The organism is Candidatus Limnocylindrus sp. (assembly GCF_040397235.1).
Classification (GTDB): Bacteria; Chloroflexota; Limnocylindria; order Limnocylindrales; family Limnocylindraceae; genus Limnocylindrus.
Map to the genome: position 1 here is coordinate 216330 of NZ_JBBAWH010000001.1, position 17871 is coordinate 234200.

The window sequence follows — 17871 nt, forward strand, 5'->3', positions numbered from 1 at the left end:
CAAGCGCGGCCCTAGCGGGTCGCCGACTCCCGGATCGCACGAACCGCTCCACCCATACCGTTGGCGTCCTGCGCCGAGAAGAGCGCGCTGCCGACGACCAGTAGGTCTGCCCCATCTCGCACAGCGCCTCCCGCCGTTGTCGCGCTGATGCCGCCGTCCACATGAAGTGGCAGCGGGTGGCCATCGCGCTCACCGACAAGTGCCCGGATCGCAGCCATGCGTGCTGCCGCCTCGGGCCGATACGACTGACCGCCAAATCCTGACTTCACCGTCATGACAAGGGCGAAGTCCAGCTGCTCGCGAAATGAGACCAGCGACTCGATCGGCGTCTCGGGGTCGAGTGCGAGCCCGGCGCGACCGCCGCTGTCACGAATCGCATCGAGGGTCACTCGGTGTTGGTCTGGCGCCTCGACGTGGATCGCGACCGATTCGCAGCCCGCATCAACGTAGCGCGTTGCCCAGAGCCCGGGTGAGAGGATCATGAGGTGCGCATCAAACGGAAGTTTGGTTGCGGAGCGCAGCGCCTCAACCGTTGCGAGGCCAAACGTAAGGTTTGGCACGAAGTGGCCATCCATGATGTCGAGATGGATCCGGTCAACACCCGCCGCCTCTGCCGCCTGCACCGCCTCGCGGAGCGCACCAAGATCGGCATTCAAGATGCTCGCGGCAATTTCGATGCGTGCGCCGCTCATGCATCACCGCCCAGCGGTCCGGATGGGGCAATCGGCTGTGCGGTGCGCTGTCCTTGCAGGGCGGCGGCGCTCGCCGCTACGAGCAACTCGCGTCGGCGGGCTACTGCCACGGGGGTTGGTGCGCCAGCCTTCTCAGCGGCGAGCTGCCCACATGCGGCGCCCGCCTCGCGACCACGATTGCGGCGCACGGTGACGGTGAGTCCCGCGGCCCGAAGCTGATTGGCGATCTGCTCGATGCGCTCAGGCTTGGACTCTTGCCATGGGGTATGCGCAACGGCGTTCATGGGGATCAAGTTCACATGCGCGCCGCTCCCGCGCAGCAGTGAGGCGAGCGCCGCTGAATCCTCCGCTCGGTCATTGATGCCGTCAATCATCGTGACCTCGTAGGTGGTGCGGCGCCCCGTCGCACGCGAATGTCCGTCGGCAGCGGCGATGACCGCCTCCACTGGCCACTTGCGATTGAGCGGTACAAGGAGATCGCGCAGCGGGTTGCGTGCCGCATGAAGAGAGACGGCGAGGGTGATCTGCGGGCGCTGCTTCGCGAGTCGCTCAATCCCGGGCACGACGCCGCTGGTGGAGACGGTGATGCGGCGCTGCCCAATCCCACCTCGCGCCGGATCGGTGAGGCCATCAATGGACGCAAAGACGGCATCAATGTTCTGCAGCGGCTCCCCCATTCCCATGTAGACAACGTTGGTGAGCTCGCGCTCCTCGGTACGAAGGATTTGACGTGCAATGCGCACCTGATCTTGGATCTCGCCGGCGCTGAGATTACGGGTGAAGCCGAGTTCACCCGTGGCGCAGAATGGGCAGCCGACCGCGCATCCCGCCTGACTGGAGACACAGACGGTGGCACGTGGCCCTGACCCTCGGCGCGGGTCAGCGGGAGAACGCATTAACACCGCTTCAACCTTCGCTCCATCAGAGAGAGTTAGGAGCAACTTCGTGGTGGCGCCATCTTCAGCCTCTTGTCGCTCAATCTCATCGAAGGCACTGAAGCGGATCTCGCCCGCCAAACGCTCTTGGAGCGGCTTTCCGAGTGTTGTCACCTCGCTCCAGGAGGTAGCCACGGAGCGCCACGCACCATCGAGAACCTGTGTGACCCGATACGACTCAGCGCCGAGGTCGCTCACCCGCGCGGCGAGCTGGTTCACGTTGAGGTCAGAGAGGCTGAGGGGCCGCTGCGATCCTCCTGCTGCCACTGTCTCTTTCATTCTGCGATTCTCCCATGCGCAGCGAGTTCCCCTTGACGCCCTCGCGCGAACTCCCCTCCCGTCATGCTCTTGCCGCCAGCGGGGGTCACGCGGTCAAGGCGCAGCGTTCCACCCGCAAGGCCGAGGAGCAGCGTGCCGTCGTGCAGCTCGAGCCCACCAAGGGCGACTGGAGCACCTCCCTCTGCCGGGCTGACGCTCGACAGGATCAGCCGTTCGACCAGGCCAGGGATCTCAACCCAGACGCCTGGCCATGGCTGATACGCCCGCCACATCCGCAACGCCGACTCGGAGGTCGCTCCTGCGCCAATCCGGCCATCGGCTCGGGCGAGGCGCGTCGTCTGTGTCGCACCATCGACGTCCTGGGGGCGTGCCGCCTCACTCCCCTGCAGCCATGTTGCAAGGGTGTCGGCGACGCCCACGGCGGCGAGTTCGGCGAGTTCCATCTCAAGCTCGGCGGCCGTGACAGCTGGACGCGGTCGCAGATGCTGCACGGTAATGATTGGCCCTGTGTCGACCCCTTGATCCATGACAATGGTGGAGACCCCCGTCTCGCGATCGCCAGCGAGGATCGTTGCGGGAATCGGGCTTGCGCCGCGATGTCGCGGCAGAAGTGACGGATGCAGGTTGACGATGCCGCGCGGGTAGTGATCCAGGAGCGCCGCAGGAATGATCTGACCGAAATCCGCAAGCAGCGCCGCCTCTGCACCGATTGATTTGATCATTTCAATCTGCGCGGCGTCGCGAACCTTGGCGACGTGTTCAACCCGTAGTCCAGCGTCGCATGCCCAGGTGTCGACAGGGGTCGGCGAGAGTGCACCGCTTCGGCCGGCGGCGCGTGGCGGCGCCGTCACCACAGCGGCGATTTCAAAACGGGGGTCCGAAGCAACGGCGCGGAACGACGGGACGGCGAATCCGCCACTGCCAAATAGGATCAGACGACTACTTGTGACTATGCCCTCGCAGCGCCTTGCGGCGCCGTGCAACCACGGCGGCCTCAGGTGAATCGCCTGGCTCCTCGTCGTCGTCCTCATCGACGGCGATGAGCTGATCCATGGAGTCGAGGTAATCGATGTAGAGGGTGCCGGCGAGGTGGTCGAGTTCATGCTGCACTGCGCGCGACAAGAACCCCTGCTCGCTGAACTTGTACGGGCGGCCGTTGCGATCCTGCGCCTCAACCCAGACGCGCTCTCTTCGCGTGATCTCAGCGACGTATCCAGGAATCGAGAGGCAGCCCTCAAGGTCGGTCTGGTCGCCGGTGTCGCGCACGATGCGTGGGTTTACCAACTCATAGGTCTTCCCCTTCGCCTCCACAACGGCAACGCTCAGCGGCTCACCCAGTTGTGGAGCGGCGAGTCCGACCCCTGGCGCGGCGCGCATCGTGTGGGCAAGATCATCGAGAAGGGAGTGCAGCAGCTTGCCAAAACTCTCCACGGGCGCGCCAGGGAGGCGGAGCCGTGGGTCACCGAGGAGCAGGATCGGTCGAACACTCATGGCGAGATTCTAGCAAGCGCTACAGGAGCGTCTCTGGGTCCACATCGACCGTGAGGTCGCGTCCACGGATCAGCGGTAGATACGGCTCAATGCTCGCGGCACGAAGGATCAAGTTCTCCCGCCAGCGCCCAGCCCGCCGCGGTACCCATGCGGGGATCGGCCCGAGAATGCGCGCCTGATCGTCGCCTCCCGCTGCCGCAGCGGTGCGGAGGGTGGCTGCCAACCCCTCGATGCTGCGCCGTGCCGCGGCCGCGGTTGCCGCCGCCGAACTGACCTTGATCGTGCGCAAGAATGGCGCGCCTCCGGCCGCCTTCCGCAAACCGATCTCGCGGGCACGCCAGGCGTCGACACTCCCCCCGCGGGCGATCTCCACGGCCGCCGTGATCGCGGGGTCTTCGGAGCGGTAGCTTTGAATGACCGCCACACCGGCCTCTGTACCGCGTCCGAGTCGCCCTACCGCTTGAACGACCAGCGCGACTGCGCGCTCCGCCGCCCGCTCGTCGGGGAGGAGGAGGCCCGTGTCAGCCGAGACGATGCCGACCAGCGCCAGCGCCGGCAGGTCAAGCGCCTTGGCGGCGAGGGCGGTGCCGACGAGGATCTGCGTTCGACCACTACGGAACGCATCAAGAATGCGGTCGCCAGAGCCGATCGCCGATGCCGCGTCTGCATCGAGGCGATCAACAACCACGTCGGGGAGCGCCGCGCGCACCTCAGCCTCGAGGCGTTCGGTGCCACCACCCAACGCGCGAATACGTGCCCCGCTACACGAAGGGCAGCGAGTGAGTGGCTCCGCTGCAATGCCGCAGCCGTGGCAGCGCAGCAGCGATCCGGCGCTATGGAGCACCAGTGGCCGCTCGCATGAGGGGCACGATTGCGCGGCACCACAGTCGCGGCAGAGGAGCGCCGAGGCTAAGCCGCGGCGGTTAATGATCAGGAGCGCCTGTGATCCCCCACTCCAATCGAGCGCAGTGAGGCGCTCGAGCAGCGAGCGGCTCATCATGCCGCGCCACCCATCGGCGAGCTCTTGCCGCAGATCGATCACCTCAACGAGCGGGGCTGGGGTACGTCGTGTCAACGTGAAGCGGCGCCAGCCCTCGATCTCGGCGCGCGCCAGCGACTCAACTGCAGGGGTAGCGCTCAGAAGAAGGGTCGCGGCGCCAGCAAGGCGTGCCAGCTCACGCGCCGCTTCACGCGCATGGAGTCGCGGTGTGCGATCAGATTTATAGGCACCCTCATGCTCTTCGTCCACAACAACGAGACCAACCTCGTCACGCAAGGCACCGAGGGCGACGCGCGTGCCGACGACGAGATGCGGTCCCGGCTCAAGGAGTCGGTCGTGTGCATCGAGGCGCTCACCAGCACTGAGGCCTGAGTGGATCGGCTCGGGCGCGCCGCCAGCAGCGGCGAGCATGTCCGCAGCGATCGCCACCTGCGCCGCCTCTGGCACCAGCCAGAGCACCGATCGACCAGCGGCGATCATCCGCACCGCAGCATCGGCGGCCGCGCAACTCTTGCCAGAGCCAGGTGGGCCATCGACGAGCAGCGTCTCTCCCGCCGCACTGCGCGCACAGACGGCATCAGCAATCTCACGCTGCACACTAGTCAGGGTGATCTCGGACCCCGCGCCATCAACTGGCGCGCTCCGCCGATCGGCATGCCGTCGCTGGATGCGCCGAACCTCAAGTTGCACAGCGCCAGCATCGGCGAGTCGGCGCGCCGTTGGGAGGCCTCCGGGGAGTGCACTCGCCGCGATCCAAGGATCATCACTGCGTGCCGCTGCGGTGAGCTGCTCCACTGCGGCAACCTGTCGGCTACCAAGTCGCATCGCCTCCAGGATCGCAGGGGCAACATCCGTGATCAACGAGGCGAAGGTCGTGTCGAGGCTCTGCGCACCGCCACGTACCAGTGACCAGCGACGCTCCGCCTCGCCAAGTAGCTCGAGTTGGCGGAGGCTCTTCAGCGTTGCTGCGCGTGTTTTACCGCGAGCCCCTGTGAGACGTTCCACAGCCACCCACTCCTCACCAAGCCCGATGCGCGCAGAGGTTTCGCTCGCCTCTCCTACCCTGCGCGACTCCAGCACGACGGCATCCAACATTCCAGCAGGGAGGAGCGATCGCACGGTGGTGGCGATCGGCGCGGCCCAACGCGCTGCAATGGTCTCCGCAAGCGACATGAGCAGAGGGGTAACGAGCGGCGCACTGCCGAGTCGGCCCTCAATCGGTTTGAGGGTGATTCCCGCTGGTGGCAGATCTGTTGGATCGAGTGCCACCACAATGCCAATTGCCCGCCGTCCGCCAAACGGCACGATCACGCCATCGCCAACGGTGGCGTGGGTCACGCCGCCGGCAAGGTAGTCGTAGAGCCGCTCGCCAGGAGCTCCTGGCACATCGACGGCGACGCGGACGACCGTCATCGGAGGGGCCACGTGAGGCTCGGCGCCCCCGGTCACACCGAAATCCGACGCTCCGGGTGCTTCGCACGCTCGGCGAGGACAATCTTCTCGACCTGAGCCGCGGCCTCCTCGGGATAACCAGTCTCGTTCAACACCAGATAGTCATACTCCCGCGCGCGTTCCATCTCCGTAATCGCGTTCCGCGCGCGCGTCACCAGCTCATCGGCCGTCTCGGTGCCACGACCGGCAAGGCGCTCCGCGAGCGCCTCTGGGGATGGGGGTGCCACGAAGATCAGAATCGCCTCAGGGATCACCTTGCGCAGGCTCCGCGCACCCTGCACATCGATCTTGCAGAGCGCATCTTGCCCGCGCGCTAGGGCGCCGCGCACCTCGTCGCGGGGTGTTCCGTACGAGCGTTCGTGCACGGTGGCCGCCTCAAGGAGTTCGCCTGCGGCGTTCAGGGCATCAAACGATTCGCGGCTCTGGAAGTGGTAGTGGACACCGTTCATCTCGCCCGAGCGGGGTGGTCGGGTCGTGCAGGTGACGACGTAGTGGAAGGTTTGGCCCACTGGGCGGCGGCGCAGCTCGTTGATGATGGTGTCTTTGCCCACGCCGCTCGGCCCGGAGATCACGATCACCTGAGCGCCTGGTGCCCCTGCTCGTCGCTGTGGCTCCATCACCCCTCCCCTCTGCTGGAGTGCAACCGTAGCGCATCAAGGGGCGCCTGCAGGTCGGCGGGGAGCTCGGCCTCGAGGCGCATCAGACGCCCATCCCGCGGGTGAGCAAAGACGATCTTCCAGGCGTGAAGGAAGAGGCGCGTTGTTGCATCGGGACCGCGTCGACTGGTGCCGTTCCCATAGGTTGGGTCTCCAGCGATGGGGTGCCCAATCTCCGTCAGGTGCACACGAATCTGATGGGTGCGGCCGGTGATGAGGTCCACCTCGAGCAGTGTCCAGCCCGGGAATCGCTCGCGCACTCGGTACCCCGTCGTCGCCTCGCGACCACCTGCGACCACCGCCATACGCTTGCGCTCATTCGGATCTCGGCCGATCGGTGCCTCGATGCGCCCCAGCTCGGCGGCTACCGAACCTTGCACAAGGGCGAGGTAGGTCTTCTTGATGCGCCGCGCCTTCAACTGCGCCATCAGGCTCAACTGCGCCACGTCACCCTTCGCAACGATCAAGAGTCCGCTGGTGTCTTTGTCGAGCCGATGCACGAGTCCGGGACGCGCGACGCCGGCAATCCCAGGCAGCTCTGCCACATGGTGCAGCAGCGCATTGACGAGAGTGCCTGTTGCATGGCCTGGCGCGGGATGCACCACGAGACCGGCAGGCTTATTTACCACCACGATGTCCTCGTCTTCATAGACCACGGTGAGCGGAATATCTTCGGCGAGGAGCGTTGTCTCACTCACCGGCGGAATCACGAGGTGGAGCGTCTGCCCTGCAACGAGCGTGGAGCTGGCGCGCACGATGAGGCCCCCCATGGTCAGATGGCCCTCAGAGATGAGTCGCTGCACAAACGAGCGAGAGAGCCCACTCCTATCTGCGACAAACCGGTCAGCACGCTGCCGGGCCGCCTCTGGCGGGATCGGCAGATCTAGTTCACGCGCCTCACTCATCTGCGAACCGTACTACGAGAACGCCACAAGGTATCCACGAGCAAGATCACGATGCCGAAGCTGATTCCTGCATCGGCGATGTTGAAGGTCCAGAATCGCAGGCTTCCCACGCCGACATCAATGAAATCAAGCACATAGCCAAATGACAAGCGGTCAATAAGGTTGCCAATCGCGCCACCAATGAGCAGCCCGACCCCAACCGTCAGAGGGGTAACGCGAGGAAGTCGCTCACGCTCGTGGAAGATCACAAGGGCAAGGATGACGCCGATGCTGAGGGCGGCAAGGAGCGGGGCACTCCCCTGCACAATGCCGAAGAGGCCGCCACTATTCTCGCCACGGATGATTTGCAGGAGCGAACCGATCAGCTGATGCGGGACCGCAAGATCCATGCCATCTACCAGCATCTTTGATCCTCGATCCGCTGCGATGAGTGCGAGCGCAATGAGTGCGAGTGTGGCCCGCCTCATCCGGCAGACCGGCAGAACGAGAAGGCGGTGTCACCGAAGGAGAGCTCAATCTGATCCGCAACGTCACCGGCGGTGGCACCAAACTCAATCGAGCGCGCGCCAACACTCTGCGTAAGCTGCTCTGTGTATGGGGCAAGCGACCGCGCCGATTCGGGCAGATAGAGGCTGATCGGATCGCCGATCTGCAGCCCAGCACGCTTGCGCAGGTCCTGCACCGCACGGGAGAGCTCGCGGACGTCACCCTCTGCGATGAGTTCTGGTGTCAGGGCCGTCTCAAGCTCAACAACCAGTCCGCCCCCTTCAGCAACGAAGCCGCCATCACGTGGGATCGCTTGGATCTCAATCTCATCTAGCGCGAATTCAAGGCCCACAATACGTACCGCGCCGCCTGCGAGGAACTCCACATCACCAGAGCGCGCTGCGGCGAGTACCGCCTGCAGCTTGTCGCCGAGTCGCTTTCCAACCTTCGGCAAGAGCACCTTCACCTTGCGCTCGAAGAGGCCGGAGGCATCGGTGACCGACTCAACTCGCTTGACATTCAGTTCGTCCGCAAGGATCTCGAGTAGTTCGGCGTGTGGGGTTTCGCCGCCAAAGACGACGCGCGCCAGTGCGAGCGGTTGACGTGTGCGGATGGCGGCGGCGCTGCGCACGGAGCGCCCCAGTTCGGCGGCGCGAATCACTCGGCTCATTGAATCTTCAAGGGCCTGGTCACGCCAGCCCTGCACGCGTGCCTTCGGCCACGGCTGCAAGTGGATGCTCCCCGTCGCGCCGTCGGCAACCAGGTTGGTGTAGATCGCGTCGGTCAACATCGGTGCGATCGGTGCCGCCACCTGCAGCAGCGTCAGCAGCGCCTCATGAAGGGTGGCGAAGGCATCGTTCCGATCCGCCTCACTGGTGGAGAGGTCAAAACGATCGCGTGAGCGACGGAGGTACCAGGTAGAGAGCTCGTCGATCGCCGCCTCAAGACGTGTGACGGCCGACTGGGCGTCGTAGCCCCGGAGCGCCCCCTCCACGGTCGAGACGAGGTCGGCGGTGCGGCTCAGGATCCAGCGATCCATCGCGCCCCTCTCGGCAACTGGGCTCGCAGCGCCGCCAGGGCGCCAGCCAGCGCTGTTCGCGTAGCCGATGTGGAAGGCGTAGACGTTCCAGAGCACGAGAAGTTTACGGCGTGCCTCATCCGCCCCGCTCCAGCCGAAATGCACGTTCTCTTCGGGGCGCGAGCCGGCGAAGAGCCAACGCATCACATCAGCGCCCATGCGATCGGCCGCCTCATCAAATTCAATGGAGTTGCCCCAGCTCTTGTGCATCTGGCGACCATCTTCCGCAAAGACGAGTCCGTAGCCGAACACGGTCTTCGTTGGCTCGCTCCCGACCATGACCGTCGACATAGCGAGCAACGAGTAGAACCAGTTGCGGAACTGACCAGGGAAGCTCTCCGTAATCAGATCAGCGGGGAACCAGCGCTTCCAGTACTCGGGATCGCTGCGATAGCGCATCGTTGAGAGCGAGACGATCCCCGCATCGAGCCACGGATTGCCAACGTCGGGGACGCGCTGCACCTCGCCACCGCACTTTGAACAGGCGATACGAACCTCATCAATGTATGGCCGGTGGGGGCTATGCCCCGCCAGGGCGTCAAGCCCGGCAACGGCGCGCCCCTCAAGCTCGGCTCGCGACCCAAGCACCTCTACAGCGCCGCATCCTTCGCACTCGTAAATTGGCAGCGCGAGTCCCCAATAGCGCTTTTTGGAGATCATCCAGTCGCTCATGTTGCGGAGCCAGTCAAGCTCGCGATCGTGTCCGAACGATGGGAGCCACGAGATGTTGTCGACAACATCCATGATCTGATAGCGCAGGCTCCCCGCCTTCTCTGCGGCGCTGAGCTGCTCGCGTGGCTTCTCGTAGGTGGCGCCCATGCTGATAAACCACTCATCCACGAGTCGGAAGGCGAGCGGCGTTGCACAGCGCCAACAGTGCGGATACCGGTGCGTGATCTTCTCTCGACGCAAGAGGCTCCCACTCTGCTCAAGGGCAGCAAAGACGAGATCGGCAACAGCGAGCCAGTCTTTCCCGCTCAGATCATTGAACCCCTCAAGGTAGATACCGCTCTCATCAATCGGCGCAATCATCGGCAGGCCTTCGGTGATGCAGAGGGCGTGGTCCTCGCTACCGCAGGCAGGGGCGATGTGCACGATGCTCGTCCCCTCTTCGGCGCCAACGTCGCTCCACGAGATCACACGGTGTGCGGCACCATCTGGGCCGAGGGCTGCGGCTACGGCTGGTGCGGCATCAAACGTGGTGCGGTAGCGCCACCCCAACAGCTCGCTCCCCTGCTTGGTGTCAAGTACCTTCGCGCGAGGTGCACCACCGCCGAGTGCGGCGACGCGACGCGTTGCGCCGATCCACATCTTGCGACCGTCAAACTCCACCAGTTCATAGGAGAGGGTTGGGCTCACCGCAGCGGCGACGTTGGCTGGAATGGTCCACGGCGTTGTCGTCCAGGCCAGAAGCTCTTCGCCAGGGCGATCAACGAGAGGGAAACCGAAGTAGGCGGATGGGTCATCGCGATCGGCGTACCCCTCCGTCATCTCGTGCTGACTGATACCCGTGCCGCAACGTGTGCACCACGGCATGCTGTCGCTCCCCTTGTAGAGCCAGCCGCGGCGGTTGCATTCAGCCAGGAAGCTCCAGATCAGATCGTTGTTCTCATCCGAGAAGGTGAAGTACGAGCCGCCAACCTCGGGCGAACCGAGTTGTCCGATGAGCCCCTCTGGCGTTCCGCGAACCTCTCTAGTGGCGCCAGCGATCGCCATCTCACGTTCCGGCGCGTCGCTGAGTGCGTCACGCAGGCGCAGGAGATCCGCTGGGTCGTTCCAATCCATCCACATGCCCAGTCGAATCGACTGCTCGGTCTGTCGCGCGGCGTAGGTGAGCACACGCTGCTTACAGAGTTGAATGAACTCCGCCAGGCCGCGCTCCTCGATCTGTCGCTTGGAGGTGAGCCCGAGCTCTTTCTCAACGTTTACTTCGACCCAGAGGCCTTGGCAGTCAAACCCTTGCTGCCAACGTAGCTCGTGTCCGAGCGACGCACGGAAGCGCTGGAAGAGATCTTTATAGGTGCGACCCCAGGCGTGATGGACGCCCATCGGATTGTTGGCGGTGATTGGGCCATCGAGGAAAGACCAAGGCTCACCGCCGGCAGTCTGCGCGCGGAGGCGCTCAAATGTTCCCTCGGCACGCCAACGCGCCAGCATCTGGTGCTCCAGGCTGATCAGGTCAGGCTTCGAATCAACAGGGTTGAACATTGAGAGGAGCGTGCCACGCCACCCCCGACATGGCAAACGGGGGGCACCCCCCTTCTCCGCAAGGCGGTATGGTTCCCGTTATGAGCCAACCGACTGAGACTCCACGACGCTCAGCCTTCGCGGCGGCTGTCTTTTCGCTGGTGGTCCCAGGGTTCGGGCACCTCTATGAGCGACGCTGGCGAGCGGCACTCCTCTTCCTCGCACCGCCCATCCTCCTCCTGGCACTGGTAGGTGGCATCGTCGCAGCGGATGGCCTGCCAGGCCTCGTCGGACTCCTAATCACCCCCTTCGGGCTGAGTGCGGCTGGCATCCTCAACATTCTCCTTGCGGCCTGGCGTGGGGTCGCAGCCGCTGACGCGTGGCGCGGAGCCTTACAGCGGGAGAGTGGACTTCGCGGAAATGGCACCTCGTTCGCCGGCCTCGCCCTCTCGCTCGTGGCCGCCCTCTCGCTCCACCTCATCCTGGGCGGCTACGTCACGACGGCATCAGAGCTCGTCGGCGGCATCTTCTCTTCTGGCACCGAAACGCCTGGCGCGACCCCTGCACCACGCTGGGATGGGAAGGAGCGCCTAAACGTACTCCTCGTCGGGATCGACCAGCGTGGCGACAGCACCTCCTTCAACACCGACACCCTGATCGTTGCCAGCGTTGATCCGGTCAATGGAACCGTCACGATGTTCAGCATTCCACGCGACACCGTTGATTTCCCGGTGCCCGCTAACGCCCAGCGACTGTACGGGGCAACGTATGGCAACAAGATCAACTCCTACTACGCCTCAGCAAGTCGAAATGCGACCGTCTTCCCAGACGGCCCCATGCCCGCCCTGCGTGAAATGCTCGGCAACTTCTACGGCATGACGATCGATTACTCGCTGATGGTGAATTTCGCTGGCTTCCAGGAGATTGTGGATGCCCTTGATGGTGTGCGCATCACGGCGAAAAATCCGGTGACGGATGACTCGTATCCCCTTGGTGGTGGCAAATACGCACGCATCCATGTTCTGGCTGGCGTGCACGCGATGGATGGCGCAGAGGCGCTGATCTTTGCCCGATCACGACACGGCAGCTCTGACTTTGATCGCGCCGCGCGGCAGCAGCAGGTGATCACCGCAATCCGTGCCCAAAGCGATATGGCGGCGATCACGCGAAACCTCCCCTCACTCGCAGCGGCGCTTAAGGATTCTCTCAAGAGCGACTTCCCACAGCAGGATCTCCCGCTCCTCTTAGATCTCATCGCCCAAATTGACTCGGGAAGCATTCGCAGCCTCGTCTTCACGCCGCCGACCTATCAAACTGTCGGATCCGATAGCCGTGGGTACATCATCACGCCAGATGTGGTCAAGATTCGCGCCGCTGTGGTGCAAGCGTTCAGCGCGCAGCCAACCAAGGAGGAGCGTGAAGCCGACGCCATTGCGAGGGAGGCGGCGCGCATCTGGGTGCTGAACGGCACCGGTCGAAAGGGCGAAGCGAGAGTGCTAGCGACGGCGCTCAGCCGCGCCGGTCTTGATGCGTCAGCGCCAACTGCCATCACGCCCGGCGAGATCGGCCTGCTCAAGACGCGATTCATCGTCTACAACGGGGCCGAACAGCGAATGCCCGTCTCCCTCGCGTTACTTGAGCAACTCCTCGGCATGAAGGCGACGTTGATCGATGACCAGACCGTTACGGTTGATGTGGAGATTATTACTGGCGCCGACGTGCCGACCGTCACCCCGTAGGGGCGCCACCCGGTTTAGTAGATCGGCGTGAGCCAGTGCTTGTAGGCGGGCGCCTTACCGCGCACGGCATCAAAGTAGCGGCTCTGAATTCGCTTCGTTAGCTCGCCAATCTTCCCAGTACCGACGGAACGGTGATCAACCTCAATCACAGGCGATACCTGCGCACCAGTCCCTACGAGGAAGATCTCGTCGGCGATGTAGAGCTCGCTCCGGTCGATCTGACGCTCAACCACCGGGATGCCGAGCTCTGCAGCAATCTCGATGATGGCCGCTCGAGTGATCCCTTCCAGGATGTCATCGTTCACCCCAGGGGTAACGAGCTTCCCGCCACGCACCATGAAGAGGTTTTCGGCCGAGCCCTCTGAGACCTTCCCCGCCTCGGTGAGCACGATCGCCTCGTCAAAGCCGTTCAGCCCCGCCTCGCTCTTAGAGAAGGCGCTGTTCACGTAGTTCCCAGCGATCTTGGCTCGCGCTGGGATGGCTAGATCAGAGGTGCGGCGCGTAGCCACGGTTGCACAACGGATCCCCGTCGCGGTGTCAATGTAGTCACCGAACGGGACGGAGATTACGTAGAGATCATTCTCTAGGCCGTGCAGCTTCACCCCGATCGCCTTGGTGCTCTTGTAGACGCTTGGCCGAACGTACACGTCCTCTTTGAACGCATTGCGCTTGAGTAGCTCAACCACGATTCCCTTAAGCGCCTGCACATCCGGGAGTGGATTCATGAGCATGATCTTGCAGGAGGAGCGCAGCCGCTCCAAGTGCTCGGTCACCTTCAGCGCGTAGAGCTGCTGCTCGTCCGCGTTCCAGTAGGCGCGAATCCCTTCAAAGGTGGCCGTGCCGTACAGGAACGCGTGCGTCATCACGCTGACTTTGGCATCGGCCAACGGTCGGAAATCGCCCTCTAGATAGGCGATCATCCCGTCGTACTCGTGGCCTGCGCTCTCTGCCATGAAGCCCTCCCTTACCCGATCCTAGCCCTGGTGCTGCGGTGCGTACGGCAAGAGCGCCATCTGCCGAGCGCGCTTGAGCGCCGCGGTGACTTCACGCTGATGCTGCGCGCAGGTGCCCGTCTTGCGACGTGGCTCGATCTTGGCGCGGTCCGAAAGGTAGCGGCGGAGACGATTGATCTCCTTGTAGTCAATGTACCCCTGCTTGTCGCTGCAGAACGAGCAGACGCGGCGACGCCGCCCTGCGCCGAACTTGTCATCACGCTTCTTGAATCGCTTTGGTGCCTCAGGCATGGTGTGCTCCTTTCAATTCGATGTGGTTGGGATTAGAACGGAAGGTCGTCAAGATCGCTTGGCGCCGACTGGCTGCTCTCTTCTGGAGAGCCCTGGCTCGGTGCAGCAGATCGAGGCGCGCGTGGCGCGTTCGGATCAGCGTCAGGATTGCGATCGACGATAACGACTTCGCTCGCGAGGATGTCCAGCGCAACGCGCTTCTCTCCCTCTTTCGAGTCGTACATATCCACCTGAAGCCTACCCTCGGCGTACACCTTGCGCCCCTTACGGAGCCACTCAGCCAGCTTCACCGATCGCTCACCAAACATGATGACGCGATACCAGGTGGTCTTATCTTCCCAGTCGCCGCCAGCAGCCTTGCGGCGCTCATTGGTGGCAACGCGCATCTCGAGGCGCGGCTTGCCATCGGCGGTGTACTTGAGCTCTGGGTCGGCACCAAGGTTTCCGATGATGCTGATCTTCGCGAACGACATGGACTACTCTCCGCCAATTGCAGCGGCTGCTGCAGCTGCGGCGGCGATTTCGCCCTCGGTGTCATCGGCGTCGAGCTCGAGTCGCGCCGGCGTACCACCATCAAGATTGAAGTCGCGAAGTGCGGCGGCACCCTTGCGCTCGTCGCGGATCACCAGGTGACGGAGCACCTCTTCGGTGATCAGGAGCACGCGCTCAATCTCGGCGATTGCCGATGCGGCAACTTCGAACACATAGATCTGGTAGACGCCGTCCTTGGCGTGATCGATCTCGTAGGCCATGCGGCGGCGGCCCCAGGCGACGTCCCTAAGAATTGTTCCGCCCTGCTCGGTGATGGAGCGGGTGGTGCGCTCGAAGATCGCCTTCGTGCGCTCTTCCGTCACATCGGGACGGAGAATCAACATGAGCTCATAGCGGCGCATCGGCCACTCCTTCCTATGGATTCGCCCCGGTGCGCCCTACGCGACTTGCGTAGTGGGCCGGAGCCGAAAGGCAGCCGTGAGTGTAGCAGGGGGTGCGGGGAGCTTCAACGGTGGGGAGTTGGAGGCGACGGCCGGATTCGAACCGGCGAATAGGGGTTTTGCAGACCCCCCCCTTAGACCACTTGGGTACGTCGCCCTGTGTGTGCTGGCTGCCCCTCGAGGATTCGAACCTCGGTTCACGGATCCAAAGTCCGCTGTCCTACCACTAGACGAAGGGGCAACGACCCCTCGAGTTCCCAAATGAGGGAGTGGAGCGGAAGACGGGACTCGAACCCGCGACCTTCACATTGGCAATGTGATGCTCTACCAACTGAGCCACTTCCGCACCGGTCAACCTTTAGTGGTGCCGAGAGCCAGATTCGAACTGGCGACACCGCGCTCTTCAGGCGCGTGCTCTACCAACTGAGCTATCTCGGCCCGACGCCCGCAGCCACGCGAACGTACGCACCAACGGCGGCAAGGATACCCTCCCCCGCCGAGGGGCGCAACGAGGCCCTGCGGGGAGGCTAAAGGGGGTGCTGGTGGGCGGTGAGGGGCTCGAACCCCCGACCCCCTCGGTGTAAACGAGGTGCTCTACCAACTGAGCTAACCGCCCGGGTGCGGCTGCGGCCCTTGGCCGTCAGCGTAAGAGATGTGGTGCCCAGACCGGGACTTGAACCCGGATGACTTGCGTCATACGCCCCTCAAACGTACGCGTATACCAATTCCGCCACCTGGGCACAGGTGCTGGTATCGAGGAAGGGACTTGAACCCATACGTCCTTGCGGACACTGGCTCCTGAAGCCAGCGCGTCTGCCAATTCCGCCACCTCGACCCGTTCGAACCCCCTAATAGCTTAGGGAGTCGCGAGGCGGAAGAATAGCACAGCCCGCAGGTAGCTCTCTGGCTCATCCACGAGCATTGGGGCCACCTGGGTGACGCGGCTTGAGCTCAAGAGTTCGACCGAACGGAAGCGGATTGGCAAGATGTAATTCGTCTCCGCAAGCCATTTCTGCAGGGCCACCAAGGAGGCCGTACGTGCAGCCCGGTCGCCTGGCTGGCGAGCGCGATTGAGCAGCTGGTCGAGATCCTTAAGCTGGATTCCCGCGACGTTGCCGCCAGTCAGGACTGCCCCCGACCCGAGCAGTGGATAGAGATCAACATCGATGCCGACATCAACGTTCAGAACGGCAAGTTGAAACGCTCCAGATGCTAGGCGGCTGGTGAGGTCGATAGGAGAGAGCTCTGTCACCTGAGTTGGGATACCGAAGGCCGTCCACGCCGCCGCCGCCTGCGCCGCGACCGCGGCGTCAGCAGGGTGCGCCAGCGCCGGCAAGGTGAGAATCTCAAGGCTCGCGGCCACGCCACTTGGCAGCGACCACCCCGTGGCCCCCTGCTTCCACTTGACGGACTTGAACAGGCTCGTCGCATAGTCAGCGCCACTCGTTGCGTCAGGGGGTGCACTCCAGCCCCACGAGAGCGGCGACACGGGTGTCCGTGCAACGGAGCCGCCGAATACGTTGGTGATCGCAACAGGGTCGAGGAGCGCTGCTAGGCCCGCTCGCAGCCGCGGATCGCGAAGCACGCTCCCTGGTCGCAGGTTCGTGGCAATCCCCGAGAAGACCGTTGAGCCGAGCTCAATCGTTCTCCCTCGCGCAGCGGTGCCGCGACGTGCATCGGCAATATCGAGCCCCACAAGCTGATCGAGCGAACTTGTGCTCCAGCCGCGCAGTGCCGATGCGGCGTCAGGGAAGAAGTAGAGCGCGATCTTCTCTGCTGATGTGCCAGCCGCCGCAAGGGCTGCCTGGTCAGAGGCGAGCAGATCGGTTCGTCGAACCAGGCCAGCGCCCCCAGAGGAGATGCTCGTAATGCGATACGGGCCGCTCCCCTGCGGCACCTTCGCCGCATCAGAGTCTGGGATCTGTGCCGCGCTGAGCCCGGCAAACTGTGTCGCAGAGAGGAGTGGCAGCGAGCTGAGCATCGTTGGGAGGTTTGCCAGCGCCCGTGAGGCGCTCATTCGCACCGTGCCAGCATCATCGCCCTCTTCCGCAGTGATCGACTGCCAATACCCACCCGCGGTGCCGAGCTCTGACGCAATCGCGATCGTCGTGAGCACATCAGCCGCGGTCACCGTGGATCCATCCTGCCAGTGCGCAGCCGGCTCCAGGGTGATCGTCCACGAGAGTCCGTCGGCGGCGACACTCCATGCCGAGGCCACGTCCGGTCCTGGCCACCCGCTGGCATCAAGGCGCGTCAGGCTTCGATAGGTCAGTGATACAACGGCACGATCGGCGGCGGTCTCAGCGAAGAGCGGAAGTGGCGTTGAGGCGATCCCCACAACGCCAACGGTCAGCACCCCTTCGCCCGATGGCAACTCCCCGCCTGGCGCGCCAACTCCTGGGACTTGAGCGCTGGTCAGGCCGAGTTGGGCAGCCCCGGCAAAGAGTGCGGCGGCGGCGAAGATCACCGCGGCGATTTTGCGGGTGATCCCCTGTCGAGCGCCGTATTGCCTGCTCACCACGGCGGTCCGACTTAGTTCGTCTGGAGGTAGCCGAGCACCGAGAAGCCGACGAAGAGGATGATCAACGCGACCGTAAAGCGGAGCAGTTGGCGCTCAACCCCGCGGCGGGAACGATACACGCTGGAGTCCCCACCGAAGGCAGAGCTGAGGCCGATTCCTCGGGACTGCATCAGGATGGCAATGATCAAAAAGATGCTGACGACGATCTGTCCGAGTGCAAGTATTGGATTCATAGGTCCTCCTACTGGACTATCTCTTCTTGCGTTCACTCTAC

General features: G+C 63.9%; 16 protein-coding genes and 7 tRNA genes. 1 reads left to right on the forward strand and 22 read right to left on the reverse strand.

The features are described 5' to 3' along the window. Positions 1 to 11: 11 nt before the first annotated feature. The 9 genes from AC3LB0_RS01120 to AC3LB0_RS01160 are packed head-to-tail and all read right to left on the reverse strand — an operon-like array spanning position 12 to position 11182. A complete protein-coding gene (locus AC3LB0_RS01120; RefSeq protein WP_488649335.1) occupies positions 12 to 692 on the reverse strand; it encodes a ribulose-phosphate 3-epimerase in 681 nt (226 codons plus the stop codon). Beyond that, a complete protein-coding gene (gene rlmN, locus AC3LB0_RS01125) occupies positions 689 to 1906 on the reverse strand; it encodes a dual-specificity RNA methyltransferase RlmN (RefSeq protein WP_488649336.1) in 1218 nt (405 codons plus the stop codon). The genes AC3LB0_RS01120 and rlmN overlap by 4 nt, the downstream gene beginning before the upstream one ends. Further along, positions 1903 to 2937, reverse strand: a complete 1035-nt coding sequence (locus tag AC3LB0_RS01130) for a methionyl-tRNA formyltransferase (RefSeq protein ID WP_488649337.1) — start codon at positions 2935 to 2937, stop codon at positions 1903 to 1905. Before AC3LB0_RS01130 ends, rlmN begins: the two co-directional genes overlap by 4 nt. Beyond that, positions 2846 to 3397, reverse strand: a complete 552-nt coding sequence (def, locus tag AC3LB0_RS01135) for a peptide deformylase (protein ID WP_488649338.1) — start codon at positions 3395 to 3397, stop codon at positions 2846 to 2848. Before def ends, AC3LB0_RS01130 begins: the two co-directional genes overlap by 92 nt. Before the next feature lie 19 nt (positions 3398 to 3416). Then, positions 3417 to 5810, reverse strand: a complete 2394-nt coding sequence (priA, locus tag AC3LB0_RS01140; RefSeq protein WP_488649339.1) for a replication restart helicase PriA — start codon at positions 5808 to 5810, stop codon at positions 3417 to 3419. Positions 5811 to 5842: 32 nt separating this feature from the next. Further along, complete coding sequence (gmk, locus tag AC3LB0_RS01145; protein WP_488649340.1) at positions 5843 to 6466, reverse strand: guanylate kinase; 624 nt, start codon at positions 6464 to 6466, stop codon at positions 5843 to 5845. Beyond that, on the reverse strand, positions 6466 to 7410 hold the full coding sequence (locus tag AC3LB0_RS01150) for an RluA family pseudouridine synthase (protein ID WP_488649341.1): 945 nt from the start codon (positions 7408 to 7410) through the stop codon (positions 6466 to 6468). Before AC3LB0_RS01150 ends, gmk begins: the two co-directional genes overlap by 1 nt. Further along, the gene (lspA, locus tag AC3LB0_RS01155) at positions 7407 to 7877 is read right to left on the reverse strand and encodes a signal peptidase II (RefSeq protein ID WP_488649342.1); all 471 of its coding nucleotides are present in this window, start codon (positions 7875 to 7877) and stop codon (positions 7407 to 7409) included. Before lspA ends, AC3LB0_RS01150 begins: the two co-directional genes overlap by 4 nt. Continuing rightward, complete coding sequence (locus AC3LB0_RS01160; RefSeq protein ID WP_488649343.1) at positions 7874 to 11182, reverse strand: isoleucine--tRNA ligase; 3309 nt, start codon at positions 11180 to 11182, stop codon at positions 7874 to 7876. The genes lspA and AC3LB0_RS01160 overlap by 4 nt, the downstream gene beginning before the upstream one ends. 80 nt (positions 11183 to 11262) lie before the next feature. On the opposite strand from AC3LB0_RS01160, the gene AC3LB0_RS01165 reads away from it, so the two are divergent. Further along, positions 11263 to 12900 (forward strand): LCP family protein, encoded by a 1638-nt coding sequence (locus AC3LB0_RS01165; RefSeq protein WP_488649344.1) that lies wholly within the window; start codon positions 11263 to 11265, stop codon positions 12898 to 12900. 14 nt (positions 12901 to 12914) lie between these two features. Here AC3LB0_RS01165 and AC3LB0_RS01170 read toward each other — a convergent pair whose 3' ends face one another. The 13 genes from AC3LB0_RS01170 to secG all read right to left on the reverse strand — a co-directional run bounded on the left by AC3LB0_RS01170 (position 12915) and on the right by secG (position 17830). Beyond that, a complete protein-coding gene (locus tag AC3LB0_RS01170; protein ID WP_488649345.1) occupies positions 12915 to 13853 on the reverse strand; it encodes a branched-chain amino acid transaminase in 939 nt (312 codons plus the stop codon). Between the two features lie 21 nt (positions 13854 to 13874). Beyond that, complete coding sequence (rpsR, locus tag AC3LB0_RS01175; RefSeq protein WP_488649346.1) at positions 13875 to 14144, reverse strand: 30S ribosomal protein S18; 270 nt, start codon at positions 14142 to 14144, stop codon at positions 13875 to 13877. A gap of 32 nt (positions 14145 to 14176) precedes the next feature. Further along, positions 14177 to 14617: a single-stranded DNA-binding protein gene (locus AC3LB0_RS01180; protein ID WP_488649347.1), complete on the reverse strand. Its 441-nt coding sequence runs from the start codon at positions 14615 to 14617 to the stop codon at positions 14177 to 14179. Positions 14618 to 14620: 3 nt separating this feature from the next. Further along, entirely contained in the window at positions 14621 to 15037 is a 417-nt protein-coding gene (gene rpsF / locus AC3LB0_RS01185; protein WP_488649348.1) for a 30S ribosomal protein S6, read from the reverse strand. Between the two features lie 119 nt (positions 15038 to 15156). Next, a tRNA-Cys gene (locus AC3LB0_RS01190) sits at positions 15157 to 15233 on the reverse strand. 10 nt (positions 15234 to 15243) lie between these two features. After that, a tRNA-Gln gene (locus AC3LB0_RS01195) sits at positions 15244 to 15317 on the reverse strand. Positions 15318 to 15346: 29 nt separating this feature from the next. Then, a tRNA-Gly gene (locus tag AC3LB0_RS01200) sits at positions 15347 to 15422 on the reverse strand. Between the two features lie 16 nt (positions 15423 to 15438). Further along, positions 15439 to 15514 (reverse strand) — tRNA-Phe (locus AC3LB0_RS01205). A 102-nt stretch (positions 15515 to 15616) separates the two neighbouring features. Beyond that, a tRNA-Val gene (locus tag AC3LB0_RS01210) sits at positions 15617 to 15692 on the reverse strand. Between the two features lie 39 nt (positions 15693 to 15731). After that, positions 15732 to 15816 (reverse strand) — tRNA-Leu (locus tag AC3LB0_RS01215). Between the two features lie 8 nt (positions 15817 to 15824). Continuing rightward, a tRNA-Leu gene (locus AC3LB0_RS01220) sits at positions 15825 to 15911 on the reverse strand. A gap of 21 nt (positions 15912 to 15932) precedes the next feature. Then, entirely contained in the window at positions 15933 to 17594 is a 1662-nt protein-coding gene (locus AC3LB0_RS01225; RefSeq protein WP_488649349.1) for an ABC transporter substrate-binding protein, read from the reverse strand. A 14-nt stretch (positions 17595 to 17608) separates the two neighbouring features. Then, positions 17609 to 17830, reverse strand: a complete 222-nt coding sequence (gene secG / locus AC3LB0_RS01230) for a preprotein translocase subunit SecG (protein ID WP_488649350.1) — start codon at positions 17828 to 17830, stop codon at positions 17609 to 17611. Positions 17831 to 17871 lie beyond the last annotated feature (41 nt).

Excerpts from the sequence above, each read along its gene's own strand:
- AC3LB0_RS01120 (WP_488649335.1), bottom strand. The coding sequence starts at position 692 with ATGAGCGGCGCACGCATCGAAATTGCCGCGAGCATCTTGAATGCCGAT.
- rlmN (WP_488649336.1), bottom strand. The coding sequence starts at position 1,906 with ATGAAAGAGACAGTGGCAGCAGGAGGATCGCAGCGGCCCCTCAGCCTC.
- AC3LB0_RS01130 (WP_488649337.1), bottom strand. The coding sequence starts at position 2,937 with ATGAGGACGACGACGAGGAGCCAGGCGATTCACCTGAGGCCGCCGTGG.
- def (WP_488649338.1), bottom strand. The coding sequence starts at position 3,397 with ATGAGTGTTCGACCGATCCTGCTCCTCGGTGACCCACGGCTCCGCCTC.
- priA (WP_488649339.1), bottom strand. The coding sequence starts at position 5,810 with ATGACGGTCGTCCGCGTCGCCGTCGATGTGCCAGGAGCTCCTGGCGAG.
- gmk (WP_488649340.1), bottom strand. The coding sequence starts at position 6,466 with ATGGAGCCACAGCGACGAGCAGGGGCACCAGGCGCTCAGGTGATCGTG.
- AC3LB0_RS01150 (WP_488649341.1), bottom strand. The coding sequence starts at position 7,410 with ATGAGTGAGGCGCGTGAACTAGATCTGCCGATCCCGCCAGAGGCGGCC.
- lspA (WP_488649342.1), bottom strand. The coding sequence starts at position 7,877 with ATGAGGCGGGCCACACTCGCACTCATTGCGCTCGCACTCATCGCAGCG.
- AC3LB0_RS01160 (WP_488649343.1), bottom strand. The coding sequence starts at position 11,182 with ATGTTCAACCCTGTTGATTCGAAGCCTGACCTGATCAGCCTGGAGCAC.
- AC3LB0_RS01165 (WP_488649344.1), top strand. The coding sequence starts at position 11,263 with ATGAGCCAACCGACTGAGACTCCACGACGCTCAGCCTTCGCGGCGGCT.
- AC3LB0_RS01170 (WP_488649345.1), bottom strand. The coding sequence starts at position 13,853 with ATGGCAGAGAGCGCAGGCCACGAGTACGACGGGATGATCGCCTATCTA.
- rpsR (WP_488649346.1), bottom strand. The coding sequence starts at position 14,144 with ATGCCTGAGGCACCAAAGCGATTCAAGAAGCGTGATGACAAGTTCGGC.
- AC3LB0_RS01180 (WP_488649347.1), bottom strand. The coding sequence starts at position 14,617 with ATGTCGTTCGCGAAGATCAGCATCATCGGAAACCTTGGTGCCGACCCA.
- rpsF (WP_488649348.1), bottom strand. The coding sequence starts at position 15,037 with ATGCGCCGCTATGAGCTCATGTTGATTCTCCGTCCCGATGTGACGGAA.
- secG (WP_488649350.1), bottom strand. The coding sequence starts at position 17,830 with ATGAATCCAATACTTGCACTCGGACAGATCGTCGTCAGCATCTTTTTG.